The organism is Lentilactobacillus sp. (genome assembly GCF_040773105.1).
In the GTDB taxonomy this organism is placed as follows: domain Bacteria; phylum Bacillota; class Bacilli; order Lactobacillales; family Lactobacillaceae; genus Lentilactobacillus; species Lentilactobacillus parabuchneri.
Genome location: NZ_JAXGWW010000035.1, coordinates 1 through 15723, shown reverse-complemented (window position 1 = coordinate 15723; position 15723 = coordinate 1). Strand labels below are relative to the sequence as shown.

Here is a 15723-nt window from a genome sequence, read left to right as displayed (position 1 = left end):
ATGATGCCACAAGAATGAGTGCGCTTATTTTATTTACTGCTCCCTTCAGCCTCCGAGCTATGCTCCGACGACCCAGGGCCCTACTGTACAAGAAAAAGCCGACAACGATGAACAAGAACCGTTCATCATTGCCGACTTCTCCTTTTACTCCGGGTCCAAACAGGTCTCGTCGCACACTTTTACTGAAATTGCATTCCGCCATCCACAATCAGCGTCTGGCCCGTTACATAATTTGAATCTTTTCCTGCTAAGAATGATACGGCAGCTGCTACATCTTCTGGTTCGGACAAACGCTTCAGGGCAATGTCCTTAGCGAATGTTTGCATTCCCCATTCATCATCCTTGCCGGCGTTCTTTCCTACTTGATGCGCAATATCAAACATCATTGGTGTCTTTACGATACCTGGTGCGTATGCGTTTGCCGTGATTCCTTCTTCAGCCAAATCTCTGGCCAACACTTGGGTAATTCCACGGACCGCAAATTTAGTTCCTGAGTATAATGCCAGGTTCGGGTTACCGACAACCCCAGCTTGTGAAGTTGCGTTAATAATCTTGCCACCATGACCCAACTTCTTAAATGCTTGATGAGCTGCTTGTGCACCCCATAAAACACCCCCAACATTGACGCCATATACGAGTTTAAATTGGTCCGGGGTAATTGTGTCAATTGGCGTTGTTGGTCCCAAACCAGCGTTGTTAACAATTACGTTGAAGTCGCCGAACGTATCAACGGCTTTGTCAACTGCAGCGAATACCGAATCGCGGTCAGAAACATCAGCCTTGATGCCAATTGCCTCTGATCCATCAGGTGAAAGCTTCTTAGCCACTTTTTCAGCATTGTCAATATTCAAATCAACAACAGCCACTCTAAACCCATCATCATGCAGTCGAGTCGCGATTGCTTCACCGATTCCTTGACCTGCTCCAGTAACGAATGCAACTTGTTTTGCCATAATTGTTACCTCCATTTGAAAATCATTTGTGTATATCTTGTATACGTTTTCATTGTACCTGATTTTAATCATGTCGTATACAAAAACTATTTTTAATTTGGAAAATAAAAAACAACCTGATCAGAGCATTCTCCGTTCAGGCTGTTAAGTATGATAAGAACAAGGCCGGTGACGTTCGTATCGCCACAAAACCTCAATCCGTTTCACTATTCAAATTAACTGAGAAATGGTCCCGAATCCAATACGTCATCACCCACGAGATAAATAGGAAAACGATCACGACAAGGTATGGTAAGTGATAGCTGGTGTCCAGTAAGGCCCCAGATACAATCGGGCCAACAATATTGCCGACACTGGTCAACGACATATTAACCCCGTTGATCAGCCCCTGCTTGGTCACACTAGCCTTTGTCAGCAAAGTGGTAATCGCCGGTCGTATGAGATCGTAGGCGGTAAAGACAATCAAGGTGGCAATAATGACTTCTAATTTGGAATGGGCCAGAATAATCCAGCCGGTGCCTAAAAATGAAAGCAAGAAGCAGTATCGAATTAATCGTTTTTCAGTCAGCCAGACAACCAGCCGGTCAAACAAAAGCGCCTGAAATGTCAATGACGTTACCCCGTTTAACGTTAATACCAGCGCAATATTGCCCATGGTGAAACCAAAAACTTCATTTACGTACAGACTGTAAATACTTTCAAAACCGACAAGCCCAAATGAGGAAATCAGAATCAACAAGAATAACAATCCCATGGGCCCTGAAAATAGTTTCTTCGCCTGGGTCCATGAAGCCCGCTTAGGTGGTCGGCTTTGAGCTGGCACCGGGTGGTTGGCCGCAATTTTTTCAATCTCTTTTTCATTTGGCAGCATGGTCCACAATGAAATCATACTCAGCAGTCCCAAAACTGCCGCAAACCAAAATGGTGTCTTGTAATCAAACTTGGCAAGGATCCCACCAATACCAGGACCCAGAATCAAGCCCCCGCTGAAGGCCGCTGAAAGCAGTCCAATAATTCGGGCCCGTTGTCTTGGTGTCGTTAAATCAGCCGCCAGCGCATTAGTGGTCGGGACCACCATTGCGGCCGATAAGCCACCAATCGTCCGGGAAATATCAAACATCCACAACCAGTTGGTCATCGCAAATAAGACTTCAGACAGCATGTAAAGTAACAGTCCAGACACCAAGATTGGTTTTCGGCCAATCTTATCAGACAGCTGGCCGACAATTGGGGAAGCCACCAATTGCGCGATGGCAAACAGCGAGTTCATGATCCCCATGTCGGTGGCGGACAAATGCAGTTCGTTCTTGATGAACGGCATAACCGGAAAAATCAGACTCATTCCAATACATACCAAAAAGTTTCCAAATATCAGGACAATTATCGCGTTTCTCACCTTTTTCGACAAATGATGGCCCCCTTTCGTTTTTCGTTAAAAGCATAAAAATATGTATAACGCTATAAATACTATTATGTCCACCATAATACTTAATTAATGTAGAATTAATCCATGGTAAAATAACCAATTGTTTTGTAAACTTAAGGCAATTATCCATATTGGTGCGCTTATTCAAGGAGGTAATCATCGTGAACGAATCATCTCATCTCCCCAAACAAATTAAGACCGTCTGGCGCATTTCAGCCGTTTTAAACGCACTGTTGGCTGCGGTCGTCGGCCTCGGTGCCATGATTGGTTACCATTTTTTCCACTATCAATGGCTCTTTTACGCTGCCGATTTCTTTTTTGTGGTTGCCGTCATTGACCTGATCGTTGAACTGACCCTGGTCCCATACCGTTATTCCTTTTGGTTGTACACTCTGACCGATGATGCGGTTGAATTGCGTTCCGGCTTTATTTTTCGAAAATTAATTTCGATTCCAATCGCCAGAGTCCAGGACGTTACGTTATCGGCCGGGCCAATTTTACAATTTCAAAAGCTGCAGGAAATCCGCATTACCACTGCCTCGACTTCCCATAAGATTGACGGTGTTGAACCGGCCGTCGGCGAACAACTCCGTAAACAAATCATGAAATTGGCGGTGGAGGTGGGCGAAAATGACGTCTAATAATCGTCAACACTTAAATCCATTATCTATCGGCTATTTTTTATTTCACCATACCTGGGACACGCTCATCCTCATCTTTTTAAGCCTCAGCCCCATTACCAATTTGTCGCAGGAAATCGGGATTGACCCAATAGTTGAATTCGGTGGCTTACTCTTAATCATTCTTGGCTTATACGGCATCAAATATTGGTTTTTCACCTTTGAATTTGATGATGAGATGCTGACCATCAACACCGGTGTCTTTGTCAAAAAGCACACCCATATTCCGTACGGCCGCATCCAAACCATTCAGCATACCCAATGGTTTTTCCTGGTTCCCTTTCATTTGGAAAAGCTGCAGATTGAAACGGCTGGCCACGACGAAAAAGCACCAGAAGCGGTTCTTCCCTTGGTTAATGAACGAGTCAGAGCAGAAATTGAAAGAAAACGACTTGGAAAAACGCAGTCAAATGCCGTTTTCAGTGAGCCAGATCAAGGCGACAACAACACTTTTAAGACGGTTGCCGATTACACAATCGACCCACGTGAGCTGAATTTATTTGCCCTCACCTCGCTTGGCATTTTCCCAATTATCGGTGCTATATTTGTGTTGTTTGGTAAAATCCAAGAAGCAATTCCAGAAAACGTGATTGATTCGGTTGCCTCAAAACTGATTCACCAATCAGCAATCATTATCATGACGGTGGGTATTTTAATCGTTCTACTCAGTATTGCCGGCTCGTATCTGACCATCGTTCAAAAGTATTATAAATTCCGGATTAATTCCGACAACACCCAATTAAAAACCGAGCAAGGCCTTTTTCAACGCAACGCTGTAACTATTCCAATCGCCCGCATTCAAGCACTGCGTATCAAGCAAAACGTGATTCGTCAGTGGCTAAGACTATCCACTGTCCAAGCACTTGCAGCATCCTCCGCAGGTGACGACGAAAAGGGCAATGATTTAATGATTCTGCCAGTGGTTAAAACGCAAACCGCCTTTTCGACGACTTCCAGATTTGTCAATTGGGCACCCCATCAGTTGAGCGGGATGGCGCGCTTAAGTCGCCGCAGCTACTGGTACTTTATCCGAAATGCGTCACTCATGAGCCTGATCGTTATTCTTCCGTGTCTGTATTTCTTCAAGGACCGGGGCTTACTGAGCACACCCTTATTCTTAATTGCCATTTTGCTGGGCTGGTATTCCGGCAATAACACCGGATGGAAAATTTTGGATGGTCAGCTGGTTCTCCAAAACGGCCACTGGTTCACCCGTTCCCAATACGTCATCCCCCACAAAAATGTGCAGTCATTTTTATTTGTTCAATCGATTTGGATGACGCACTCCAAGCTTGCCCACATCCGCGTCAACGTGCGCCACGGCAATCAAAACGAACTGATTGAAATTCGCTATTTGCCTGAAGAATCCGGTAAAGAAATTTTTAATTGGTTAAAAATCAGGTAACAGTTAATGTGATTAAGCAGTATACTGATAAACAAACGACTTTTAGGAGGTTTAATCTATGAGAGAAGTCACCATTGGAGATTCAAATGTCCCTGCCATTGGTCTTGGGACCTGGCATATGGGCGATAATACCGCAACCCGGGAAACCGAGATTAAGGCACTTAAAGACGGCATTGCTGCCGGAGCCCGCGTGATCGATACGGCAGAGATGTATGGTAATGGTCGCAGTGAGCGCTTGGTTGGAGAAGCAATCAAAGGGACGAACCGCGATGAGCTTTTCATTATCGATAAGGTGCTGCCGTCAAATGCTTCGGCTTCTCGTCTTGAGCACAGCCTGGACACCAGTCTCAAGCAAGTTGGGACCGACTACTTCGACTTATACCTCTACCATTGGCGTGGGGCGATTCCGCTGAGTGAAACCATTTTGACCCTTCAGCAGATGCAAACCAAGGGTAAGATCAAGCACTGGGGTGTCTCCAACTTTGACATTTCTGATATGGAAGAGTTGCTCGAACTGCCCAATGCCGACCAGGTCGCTGCTAATGAAGACTTGTACAACCTCGGCAGTCGTGGCATTGAATATAGTTTGTTACCATGGATGCGAGAGCGAAAGATTCCGTTAATCGCGTATACTCCCGTGGCTGCCGGCGATCAACGCGGCCGGTTGACTGCCGATCCCGTTGTCAAGCAAATTGCAGCGAACCACTCTGCTTCCGCTTGGCAAATCATTTTGGCTTGGGCGATCCGTGATGGAAATACCATCGCCATCCCCCAGTCAAACGATCCAAAGCACACGGTTGATAATGTCTTGGCGGCAAACATCACGCTGACAGCCAACGAACTCGCCCAGCTGGATGTGCAATTTCCTAAGCCAAGCAGTAAGCAACCATTGGATATGAGATAAATACTAAAAAAGTAAATACACAAACTCGCTCCGTTAATCGGAATGGGTTACAATGCAGTTAGGCGAATAACGTCCAACTGCATTTTTATTTAGGGGAATTTGTAACCGCTTACTTTGATAAAGGAGCTGATTATTATTAGGTATATAGATATTTCAAATGGGGAAAAACGCCTCAATGGGCCAAAGATCGTCGACAGTTTGGCCAATTTTTTCATCACAAGTTCCAAATTTACCGAACAAATTTTCTTTTTTTCGCGACCACCACAGCCTGCTGTCGTAATTGGTCTGAATCAAGACGTCTTTTCTGAAGTTAATTTGAATTTTATTCATGAGCATAATATTCAACTATCTCGCCGTTTTTCCGGCGGTGGCGCGGTCTTTGTTGACCCTGGTGATTTGAATTATACCTTCATCGACAACGACGATGGCACCAACTGCGGTGACTTCAAACGTTACGCTCAGCCCGTTATCTCCACCCTCAAAAAGCTGGGGATTGATGCCAAAATGACTGGTCGAAATGATTTGACCGTTGACGGCAAAAAAGTTTCAGGAATGTCTGCCTTAAAGATCGGCAACCGTTTCTTATGCGGCGGCACCTTAATGGTCGATGTCGATTTGGCAGCAGCTGCCAAGGCACTGACCCCACCCAAAGCAAAATTGCAGTCGAAAGGTATCAAATCGGTTCACAGTCGGGTCACCAACATCCGCCAATTCTTTGATCCAAAATATAAAAATATCACGATGGAAGAATTGCAGAATCGGATTTTACTTCAGGTCTTTCACGCCTCTGATCTCCGTGATATCCCGACTTACACGATGACGGATGATGATTGGAAAGCCGTTTTGGCAATTGCCGATAAAGCTTACACCGGCGACGACTTTGTCATGGGCGAAAAACCAAATGATGATTACTTCCGCGGTCGCCATTTTGATGGTGTCGGCACGGTTGAAATCAGCTTCTCGGTTCAAAATGACGTCGTTACCCACGCCAAAATCTATGGCGATTTCAACAACCCAAATGGTGACCTAAAGGCAATTGAGGCCAACATTACCAACGTTCCGTTTGCCAAAGCCAGCTTGACAGAAGCCTTCCGAACAAGTCACGTCAAAGAAAATATTGGCAACGTTGACCCTGAAGCACTGGCTGAAATGATGGTTAAAGATAACTACGATCTTAAGTAATGGAAAGGATGATTCACATGGCAGATAAAATAGATGATTCAAAGTACTCATGGACAGACAAAACAGATGACGGTCACACCCGAATTGGATTGAACGATCTGGCTCGAAATGAAATTGGTCAAGTCACCTTCGCTGAATTCCCGGAAAAATTGACACAAGTCGAAGACGGCGACCCAATTCTTTCATTTGAGGGTGCCAAAGCCGTTACTGAAATTCACACTCCGGTTGCCGGCAAGGTTGCCAGGATTAACTCCGATTTGATCGAACATCCTGAGTTATTAAACGAAGATAATCGGGACAAAACTTGGATTGTGGAACTTTTTTAGCTAAATCGATTTAACTAACGATAAGACGGGCTTCATGTGAGTACACGTGATGCCCGTCGCCTTTTGCAATTCATTAACCCCATGCTATACTATTTTTATGTAATCGCTACCAAGTCTATTTGAAAAGGAGGGCAAACTCATTTTATTTGTTGATTTATCAGATCCAATTTCACAGCAACACCTACGAAAACCCGGAGTTGGCGGCAGCTTATCGACATTTTTTATTACTGCCGATCAATTTACCGATACCATCTTCCACTTTTCGCGGCCGTTTGAGGCGTCAGTCGTGCTGGGCGTCAATCAGGATGCCTATTCAGAAGTGAATTTAGATTACATCAAACAACAGCACATTCATTTATCAAGACGGGCAGCCGGTGGCGGTGCCGTGTATGTGGACCATGGTAACCTGACATACGCTTTTGTGGACAACGATGACGGCACAGACTACTTAAACTTCAAGAAGTACGCGACACCCGCAATCAACGTATTGCATCAAATGGGTGTCAACGCTGAAATGACCGGACGAAATGATTTGACCGTTGACGGCAAAAAATTCTCTGGCATGTCATCACTCAAGATTGGCAATCGCTTTTCCTGCGGCGGCACATTAATGATCGATGTCGATTTGGACCGTGCGGCTAAAGCGCTGACCCCACCCAAAACCAAATTAAAGTCAAAGGGTGTTAAATCAGTGCATAGTCGAGTGACTAACATTCGGCAGTACTTCTTGCCAAAGTATCGAGACATCACCTTCGCCGGCATCAAGGAATTGATGTTAAAAGAGGTCTTTTCCACCGATGACCTTGCCTCAATTCCGACCTATAAAATGACGGCATCCGATTGGCAGGAAGTCGAAAAAATCGCCAGCGGCAAGTTTAACGACCCTGACTTTATCATGGGAACCAAACGCGACGATGACTTCTTTCACGGGGAACATTTTGACGGTCTTGGAACAATCGAAATTAGCTTTTCCGTTAATGACGGCATTATCACCCACGCCAGAATTTTTGGTGACTTTAACAAGGCCAATGGCGATCTTCACGCAATTGAAGACCAGATTACCGGGGTGCCTTTCCGAGAAGACAGTTTAGTTGAAGCGTTTCGGATCAGTCATCTAAGTGATAATATCGGCCAAATTTCACCCCAACAGATGGCCGAACTTATGTTAGACAAGCAATTTCGGGAGGTGAATTAATGACCAGTGGCGAAATGTTAGGCTCCCTTTTTAACCAAAACGGGTACTCGACTGCAAGAATGCGGCAGATATGGTCCGACGAAAATCGGGTCAAAGTTATCTGCCAAGCGGAGGTCGCTGTCGCCTATGCAATGGCTAAGAACGGGCGAATCCCCAAGAAGGCCTACGATGAAATTTCAGCTAAACTTGTTTTTGATAACATTGACCTGCGCCAATTAAAAATTGAATCGGCCAGGGCCGGCCATTTTCTGGCAGGATTTGTCAAAGTCGTCCAGCCGTTATTTGATGATGAAAGCGGCCAGTACGTTCATTTCGGCGCGGCGAGTGAAGACATCGAGGATACGGCCTTTGTCCTGCAGTTGAAACAATCCGATGCCGTCCTAAAAGATTATCTTCGCCAATTGGGGGATGTCTTATATCAGCTTTGCGAGAAGTACAAGACAACCATCACGGCTGCCGTTGCCCACAAGACGTTCGCTGCGCCGACGACGTTAGGGTTTAAGCTGGGCATCGTGTTGAATGAACTGGATCATTTGATGACGAAATTGGACTCACTTGGCCCATTTACCTTCGCCGGCAGCTTGGCAGGCGCGGACGGGACGTCTTCGATGCTCGGTTCCGACTACCGCGAAATTGAACATGATTTTTGTGAACACTTGGGACTAGCCACCCCAGAGATGTATTGGCACACCCAACGGGAGCGGTTCACGGAATACAGTCACGTGGAAACCATGATTGCCCAAGTGATTGGCCGGCTCGGCAAGAATCTGCTGTACATGAGCGAAACGATCGTCGGCGAATTTCAGGAAGGCTATGCCCCCGGCCGGCAGGGTTCCACTGTCGTGCCAACCGTTCGGAACCCCTACATGGTTGAAGCAGTGGTCAACTTAGCGACGGTTATCCGTAATGAAATGGGCTTGATGTACGATACCATGGGCGTTGATGGTGAAAAAGATACCACCGTTTGGCGAGATCTATATGTCGCTTTACCCGAGATGACCATGTATCTGTCCGGGCAATTAAACTATGCCATCAATATTCTCAAATTTGGCAAGTTTAGCCCGCAACGGATGCTGAAAAATTTAGCCGCCGACGATGGGACGATGTATTCCGGTGCGCTCATGATGAAGCTGGCCAAATCCATGGGACGCGAGAATGCCCACGACTTGTTGGTGGCGTTACGTGCAAAAGCCGATGACCTAGAAATCCCGCTGAAACAGCTATTTTATTCCGATTCAACTATCAGTAAATACCTCACTCATGCCGACTTAGACAGCTTAATGACCCCTAGTGGCCACGTCGGTAACGCTATCGCCAAGACAGATACAATTCTTGAGCTCTATTCAAAACGACACTTAACTAACGATCAACGAAAGGAAGATTCATATGGCACAAAAAATTGATGATTCAAAGTACTTATGGCAAACAGAAACCAAGGACGGTCACACCCGAATTGGACTGAACGATTTGGCCCGCGGTGAAATTGGTGAAATTTCGTTTGCCGCCTTCCCTAAGGACTTGAGCGAAGTCCAAGATGGCGACGTGATTCTCTCATTTGAGGGTGCCAAAGCCGTCACGGAAGTGCATTCACCAAAGGCTGGCAAGGTTGCCAAAGTCAACTCAGCCTTATTGGAGCACCCCGAATTATTAAACAATGATGATCAAGATAGCAACTGGATTATTGAATTATTTTAACCCCGGTAAGCTTTCAATATAGACGCCACTGAAAAAGGGAATTGACTCAACTGTCAATTCCCTTTTCGCCGATTTCGGTATAAAACTTTTGATTTCCAACTATATAGTCATGATAATAAACGTTCGCAACAAATGCCTGCTTGCCGCCATCCCAAACCGTTTGCGTCTGCATTCGATTTGGCCCTGAGATGGTCAATCGATAACGGGCCTTGCCGGTCTTTTTGATACGGACATCATGCACGCCTTTCAAATGAGCGTGGTAGTATAAGAATGTCTTTTGGCCACGGCGTTGATACTTGGTAATTTTTGCAACTCCTGCCGGTCGGTTCAAAAAGCCTTCCGGTAAGCGCGTCGAACTGTATGGATAGGTTTCGACATAACCATCCGTGGTCACCGCCAGCTTATTACTTTGAAATGCATTGGGAAAACTCTTCGGCACTGTTCCGGCAAATAAGTTCCCATTGCTTGCCTGTGGCATGTATCCCGGTCGTTTAGCCGTTATAAACTTGGCCTTAGAGTACGGAATATCGCCGGTAAAGTCCTGCAGTTGTTCAAAGAAATAACCCGAACGATCGGCCGTTTTCTTAACGTGGTAACTCAAGGCTGTCGCATCAATCGCAATCGTTTTAATCCGGTGGTCTTTGACGAATGTCGGGTGCCCAGCAACAACCGTGTTTTTCGGAATCGTGATTGCTTTGCTGACATAACGGTTCGACTGGGGATCCGTTAAGCCAATCGTCGTCTTAATCGGCACCTTGGTTCGATAAAAGTAAAAATCGATCTGGGCATTCTTTGGTGGCGTCATGGAATCGGCATTTGCCGCGCCACCCAAAATAAGGCCGAATAACATTGTCGAAACAATTGTGATTGTTAATTTGATTGCATGCATGGCGCCGCCCCCAGTCAATCTTCATGTTTTAAAATTCCACTGCCAATCAGCAGCAGTTCCATCGTAGTCGGGCCAACGAATGTAAAGCCCCGTTTTTTCATGTCTTTAGCAACTTCAGCGCCCAATGTCTTTGAATCTTGCGTCAATGTCCCTTTGACAACATCGTCCTTGGGCTTAAATGACCACAAATAATCCGCCAGATCCTTGAACTCCGGTGATAAATCAATGGTTGCCCTGGCATTTTGGACGACAGCCCGAATCTTTCGAGGATTACGAATCATCTCAGGATGGGCCTCCAAAGCTTCAAGATCCGCTTCATTCAGCTTAACGATTTCATTAACATCAAAATGCTTGAACACTTTATCAAACACCGGAATCTTGCTTGCGGCGACCCGCCAATTCAATCCAGGTTGAAAAACATTGACCGTTAACATCTCGAACAAAACCCGCGAGTCGTGAATTTGGGTTCCAAATAACGAGTGATATAGTGCAACACCATTAACTTTATCTGCCATGGCCATCAACCTCCCCTTTATTCTGCTCTCAGGTTAACACCTTTTCGTCAAATGATAGCAGGAAACGCCTAAGCTTATGATTGTGCCAATAATGCCTTGAGTTTGTGGGAATCGACGTCGACAATGTCTTTCATGTTTTTGAATCGCTTGGAATATGAAGGATGATACAGCGGGAAAATGCGATAACTTTCTTTAGTCAATTCAAATTGACCGGTTTTTTGATTGTACTGCTGAATCGGTCGGTTTAATAATTGCCCGTGCAAGTCACCGACTTTGGCTTGGTTTCCCAACAACCGTTGTAAGCTGGCGTTGCCCATCGGTACGAGCAAGACATCCGGAAAATGCGCCAGCTCCCAATCAAACATTGGTGCCGACGTTTTGACTTCAGTCTGGTTGGGCCGCCGATCACGTTTTCGGCCAGTCTTTCCAATTGAAAACGGTCGGGAGTTGACCACTCCTGTGATATAAATATCTTCGCGACTTAGCCCTAAAGACGCCAACCAGCGGTCGAGTTCTTTTCCTGAAGGTCCCATAAATGGCCGACCAAGCTTGACCTCTTTGTCACCAGGCGCCTCACCCAATAGCAGAATGCGTGGGTTTTCACCGCCTTCACTCGGGACGAAGCCTTCCAGACGAGGATTTTCTGCAGCAATCAGCTTACCCCGGTGAATCCATTCCGGTGTCAAAATTGTATGTAGTGTCATCATGGTAGCCTTCTTTCAATCGTGATTTACCTTCATTATATAATAAAACGGCCGAGACATCTGCCACGGCCGTTGTTTAAAGGCGCTCATTCATTTATAGGCAACTAAATTTTAGTGGATCACAACTTTTGTGCCAAACGGAACTGTTTTATACATCCACTTGGCGTCCGGAATCGACAATCGAACACACCCGTGAGATGCCGGAACACCGAGTTTCTCAGCTTCGGAAACCACGTACTTGCCCGCCTTATTTGTTGGGACGCTATGGAACAAATAAACACCGTGATCATGCCAGGAAACCCAATAGTGGGCACCTTCATGAGACTTCGCGTTATAAAATGAATAACCACGTTCTTTTTGAATATGGTAAGTTCCCGTCGGCGTTGGACTCGTCGGCATCCCAGTCGAACAGTTCATCACGTACTGAACTTTGCCGTTGCCGTGAATGTATACTTTTTGCTGCCGAAGACTCACGTAGATCCAAGGCTTACGCATCTCAGACCACTTTGGATAGGCCTTATTTTCAGATGGCGCCTTCCAAGGAACAGAAGCAGAGCTCTCAGTGCTTCCGGTTGAATCGGACGCCTTTTGAATCGCAAATGAATGCTGCGCGGCCACCAAGGCCATCACAACAAACAGTGAAGCAAAGATTAATGCAATCACATTTTTAAATTTCACTATGTAGTCCCCCTCTTAACAAACAACGTCAATCTGTCACCGGCATCCCCCACGCCGCTCGCAGATAATCATAACTGGCACGCATTTCCTGACTGTTAAATTGATCTTTCAAATTGATTTCAAAAATATTCGTCGCGTTCACGTTCACGACTGATTTCAACGACTGCCAATCAATCGCCCCTTTGCCCAATTCCAAGCTATCATGAAATTTGCCCATTGAATCCACTAAATGATAGTGGACCACTTGAGGACGCAAATTTTTAAGGCTGGCCTGAAGCTTGGCGTTATCGCCGTGCAGAACAATGAAACCATGACTGGTATCGTAACACAATCGATATTGGTGCTCAATAACGGCTCGTTCAATCTCGGGATCACCAAAATCAAATAATGGCGAAATCGAGTTTTCAAACATCACGTGTTCGCCGCCAATTGATTGAAAATAGTCCAGTCGACTAAATGTCACCTTCCGAGCAGCTTCAATCGAGGGATAATTGCTTAAAATTGCGGATTGAGGTGAGTTATAAGCACCGTGAATCAGCACCTGAATATCCATTTGAATTGCGAGTTCGATTAATTTCTTTGAACTGGTCATCAAAAATTGATAGCCATCTGGATTACTCGTTTGGTCAACAGCGACCTCATTGTGTTCACCTTGATAGCTCATTGGATGATGAATCACAATTTTATAGACGCCGGCATCTTGAACGTGGCCGACCATCGCCCGCAGGTGGTCCAAACCAGCAGGCGTCATGTCATTTGCGGTTGTGAAGAACTCAAACACTTTCGGCTGATATTGAAGTCGTTCATCAATTTGGTTCCGATTGGTGCTGGCCTTGAGCCCAAGATACGGAAACACAACAATCCCCCATTTCATATTTGGTTCAACACATCAATTATATCGCGAATCAAGCAAAATGTTTGAAAACGCAAATTTGTTAAACATTTTGTAACCCTCTAGCGGTTCAGTGTGCTACATTTAAATCATAAAGTGGATCTATCAATTTGAGTCCTGGGGGAATTTCAATGAAAAAGCTGAAGACACGGCTGGATGCATTTAGCGATGCCGTTATCGCAATTATCTTGACCATTATGGTGCTGGATTTAACACCGGTTCTAAAAAACAACTGGTCAGATTACATATTTTTAAGTAAACAGATTGGTATTTACGTCATTAGTTTCGCTTTCGTTGCCAACATGTGGTATCAGCACGCGACGTTGTTTGATGAAATTGACGACATGACCTATCGAATCATGCTGTATGACTTTTTATTCTTAATCCCATTGTCATTGACACCACTGGCCACAAACATGATGGCCAGCAATACGACTCGGATTCCGGTCATGGCCTATGGTGTTTTACTGGGCGTCGTCTCGGCATGTTTCCGGCTGCTTACCAGCTCGGTGATGCATTTTGAGTATACTGACACGTCAAAAATGCGGCAGCTCTATCGCAAGATCTTTGGCCGCCACAACACCATCTACATTGTTTCAAACGTTGTCTTGATTGTACTGGCCTATTTTTTCCCACAAATCGTCTTGTGGTTCTACCTTCCATATCCACTCGTCTACCTGCTGTTAAGCAGCCGGGATCGCCAACAAATGTACGATGCTTCTCAATTGACGACTGAACAGCGACAACAGTATTTGAAGCTGCCTCAAAACGCCATCAACCGATTCCGGGAAATCGTCCAGAACCAAGCCCAGCCTGGTAACGGAACTACTCAAACGGCTAGCCATCCCCAAAATCTACTGACTGGTTGGCTGGACCATCCAGTTGGTGCGGACAGTGCCGGTAACCCAATTAATCCACTCGATCAAAATAGTAGTGGGGATGCCGAGGCGATCCGTAAACAACGTCAGGCTCAGTGGGAAGAATTTGCCAAACAAATGAAACAAGCCTCCAAAACCTATCGTGATCAGGCCCACAAAAATCACAAGCAGGAACAGGATATCAAGCACGATCAAGTTAAGCAAGCTGAGCGGGTCGCTGAACAACAACAGGATCAACGAAAGCACGACGCCGAACAAGCAGCTAAAGAAGCCGAGTTAAAGCGAAAAGCCCGTGAAGAAGAATCCAAGCAGGCAGCTAAGGAGGCTGAGCGACAGCAGGATCTTGAAAAGGATTCCGCCCGCCAAGCAGCTAAAGACCTCGAACGGCAGGCAAAGGCCAAACGCCGAGTGGCCAAAGAAGAAATTAAAATCGCTGAGCGCCAACAAAAGGCCCAGCACAAAGCAGAACGAGAAGATGCCAAAGCAGAGATCCGAAAACAAAAGTTAGCCCAAAAGGCCAAGCAATATGGTGATCATACGCCGGATGCGCAGCCAAAGCCTGATTCCGATAAGGAACCCACCAATAAGGACTAATATTGACGATGCTGCTTGTAGTGTAACAAGAACTTGGTGACACAGTTCATCCGAATAATAGGGAATCACGAGGAACGGCCCGAGTCAAAAGTTGTTAGTTTTGGCCCAGGCCTTTTTTCTGTCCACATGATCTGGTTGAAACGCGGTCCATCAGCACCTTCCAGCCACATAAGCAATTATCCTCTGGAAGCTAACAGCTATTTGCCTTAAATGATTTTAGTAAAACTGGTCACTTTTAACCAATCAACTTGTATAATGGCATTAATTACATTTTAGGAGGTTTCCAATGAAAATCAATCAGTTTGCCTACATACCGACCCCCCATGACCAAATCATCGCTGAGTTGAAGGCCACCCGTTTTTTGGACGCCAACAACCTCAAGTTGGTTGATCCCTTAGCACTGTTTCGTGATTTATTATTAAAATACTTTTCAGAAAATATCTCGGCAACCACCAGAGTCGAAAAGCTTCGCAACTTAATGGCAACTGAAGATACGGACGCCAACAGTTACACTAATGGTGGCGGTTCAGTTGCCCGTTCAGCATTTTACAATATTGGCCTTCAATTATTAGGCTTTCTTGACGGCTTGGACTTCACACTCAGCGATCCGCTCGGCTCTATGGCAAAGCTGGGACTTCCGACCGCTGACGTCCCCGCTATTTTGTCCCGTGACCAAGTGATTGATGCTTGGTATAGATTATTGAATACCCGTAACAAATACGGCCAATTACTCATCGATTACATAGCTGGCAGAGGTTACTACCATCAATTTTGCCAAGACAGCAATTTCAAGAAACCATTATTTTT

16 protein-coding genes and 1 pseudogene are annotated in these 15723 nt (G+C 45.6%); 10 read left to right on the top strand and 7 right to left on the bottom strand.

What is annotated here, in order from left to right:
• Positions 1-179 precede the first annotated feature (179 nt).
• A complete protein-coding gene (locus tag AB3112_RS03295) occupies positions 180-953 on the bottom strand; it encodes a (S)-acetoin forming diacetyl reductase (protein WP_084973105.1) in 774 nt (257 codons plus the stop codon).
• Positions 954-1146: 193 nt separating this feature from the next.
• On the bottom strand, positions 1147-2361 hold the full coding sequence (locus AB3112_RS03290; RefSeq protein WP_084973107.1) for an MFS transporter: 1215 nt from the start codon (positions 2359-2361) through the stop codon (positions 1147-1149).
• Positions 2362-2540: 179 nt separating this feature from the next.
• Here AB3112_RS03290 and AB3112_RS03285 point away from each other — a divergent pair, with 179 nt between their 5' ends.
• From AB3112_RS03285 to AB3112_RS03250, 8 genes are all read left to right on the top strand, one after another.
• On the top strand, positions 2541-3020 hold the full coding sequence (locus AB3112_RS03285) for a PH domain-containing protein (protein ID WP_084973109.1): 480 nt from the start codon (positions 2541-2543) through the stop codon (positions 3018-3020).
• The gene (locus AB3112_RS03280) at positions 3010-4464 is read left to right on the top strand and encodes a PH domain-containing protein (protein WP_084973111.1); all 1455 of its coding nucleotides are present in this window, start codon (positions 3010-3012) and stop codon (positions 4462-4464) included. The genes AB3112_RS03285 and AB3112_RS03280 overlap by 11 nt, the downstream gene beginning before the upstream one ends.
• A gap of 58 nt (positions 4465-4522) precedes the next feature.
• Positions 4523-5368 carry an aldo/keto reductase gene (locus tag AB3112_RS03275; protein ID WP_367333950.1) on the top strand — a complete coding sequence of 282 codons (846 nt, stop codon included), beginning with the start codon at positions 4523-4525 and terminating at the stop codon, positions 5366-5368.
• A 114-nt stretch (positions 5369-5482) separates the two neighbouring features.
• Positions 5483-6550 carry a lipoate--protein ligase gene (locus AB3112_RS03270; RefSeq protein WP_301518011.1) on the top strand — a complete coding sequence of 356 codons (1068 nt, stop codon included), beginning with the start codon at positions 5483-5485 and terminating at the stop codon, positions 6548-6550.
• A 17-nt stretch (positions 6551-6567) separates the two neighbouring features.
• Positions 6568-6876: a glycine cleavage system protein H gene (locus AB3112_RS03265; RefSeq protein ID WP_084973115.1), complete on the top strand. Its 309-nt coding sequence runs from the start codon at positions 6568-6570 to the stop codon at positions 6874-6876.
• Positions 6877-7015: 139 nt separating this feature from the next.
• Positions 7016-8071, top strand: coding sequence for a lipoate--protein ligase (locus AB3112_RS03260; RefSeq protein WP_084973117.1), 1056 nt, complete (start codon positions 7016-7018; stop codon positions 8069-8071).
• Positions 8071-9474 (top strand): lyase family protein, encoded by a 1404-nt coding sequence (locus tag AB3112_RS03255; RefSeq protein WP_084998859.1) that lies wholly within the window; start codon positions 8071-8073, stop codon positions 9472-9474. The genes AB3112_RS03260 and AB3112_RS03255 overlap by 1 nt, the downstream gene beginning before the upstream one ends.
• Positions 9458-9766: a glycine cleavage system protein H gene (locus AB3112_RS03250; RefSeq protein ID WP_057910040.1), complete on the top strand. Its 309-nt coding sequence runs from the start codon at positions 9458-9460 to the stop codon at positions 9764-9766. The genes AB3112_RS03255 and AB3112_RS03250 overlap by 17 nt, the downstream gene beginning before the upstream one ends.
• 46 nt (positions 9767-9812) lie before the next feature.
• Here the strand turns inward: AB3112_RS03250 and AB3112_RS03245 are convergent, their stop codons facing one another.
• The 5 genes from AB3112_RS03245 to AB3112_RS03225 all read right to left on the bottom strand — a co-directional run bounded on the left by AB3112_RS03245 (position 9813) and on the right by AB3112_RS03225 (position 13408).
• The gene (locus AB3112_RS03245; RefSeq protein WP_367333949.1) at positions 9813-10655 is read right to left on the bottom strand and encodes a hypothetical protein; all 843 of its coding nucleotides are present in this window, start codon (positions 10653-10655) and stop codon (positions 9813-9815) included.
• 14 nt (positions 10656-10669) lie between these two features.
• Positions 10670-11170 (bottom strand): DNA-3-methyladenine glycosylase I, encoded by a 501-nt coding sequence (locus AB3112_RS03240; RefSeq protein ID WP_367333948.1) that lies wholly within the window; start codon positions 11168-11170, stop codon positions 10670-10672.
• Positions 11171-11244: 74 nt separating this feature from the next.
• Positions 11245-11874 carry a uracil-DNA glycosylase gene (locus AB3112_RS03235; RefSeq protein WP_084973126.1) on the bottom strand — a complete coding sequence of 210 codons (630 nt, stop codon included), beginning with the start codon at positions 11872-11874 and terminating at the stop codon, positions 11245-11247.
• Positions 11875-11985: 111 nt separating this feature from the next.
• Complete coding sequence (locus tag AB3112_RS03230) at positions 11986-12552, bottom strand: L,D-transpeptidase (RefSeq protein ID WP_084973128.1); 567 nt, start codon at positions 12550-12552, stop codon at positions 11986-11988.
• A 28-nt stretch (positions 12553-12580) separates the two neighbouring features.
• Positions 12581-13408 (bottom strand): sugar phosphate isomerase/epimerase, encoded by an 828-nt coding sequence (locus tag AB3112_RS03225; protein WP_084973130.1) that lies wholly within the window; start codon positions 13406-13408, stop codon positions 12581-12583.
• A 167-nt stretch (positions 13409-13575) separates the two neighbouring features.
• On the opposite strand from AB3112_RS03225, the gene AB3112_RS03220 reads away from it, so the two are divergent.
• Together AB3112_RS03220 and AB3112_RS03215 are read left to right on the top strand one after the other, a co-directional pair.
• The gene (locus tag AB3112_RS03220) at positions 13576-14916 is read left to right on the top strand and encodes a TMEM175 family protein (RefSeq protein ID WP_084973132.1); all 1341 of its coding nucleotides are present in this window, start codon (positions 13576-13578) and stop codon (positions 14914-14916) included.
• Positions 14917-15202: 286 nt separating this feature from the next.
• Positions 15203-15723 (top strand): annotated as a pseudogene (locus tag AB3112_RS03215) (Xaa-Pro dipeptidyl-peptidase); the annotation flags it as partial.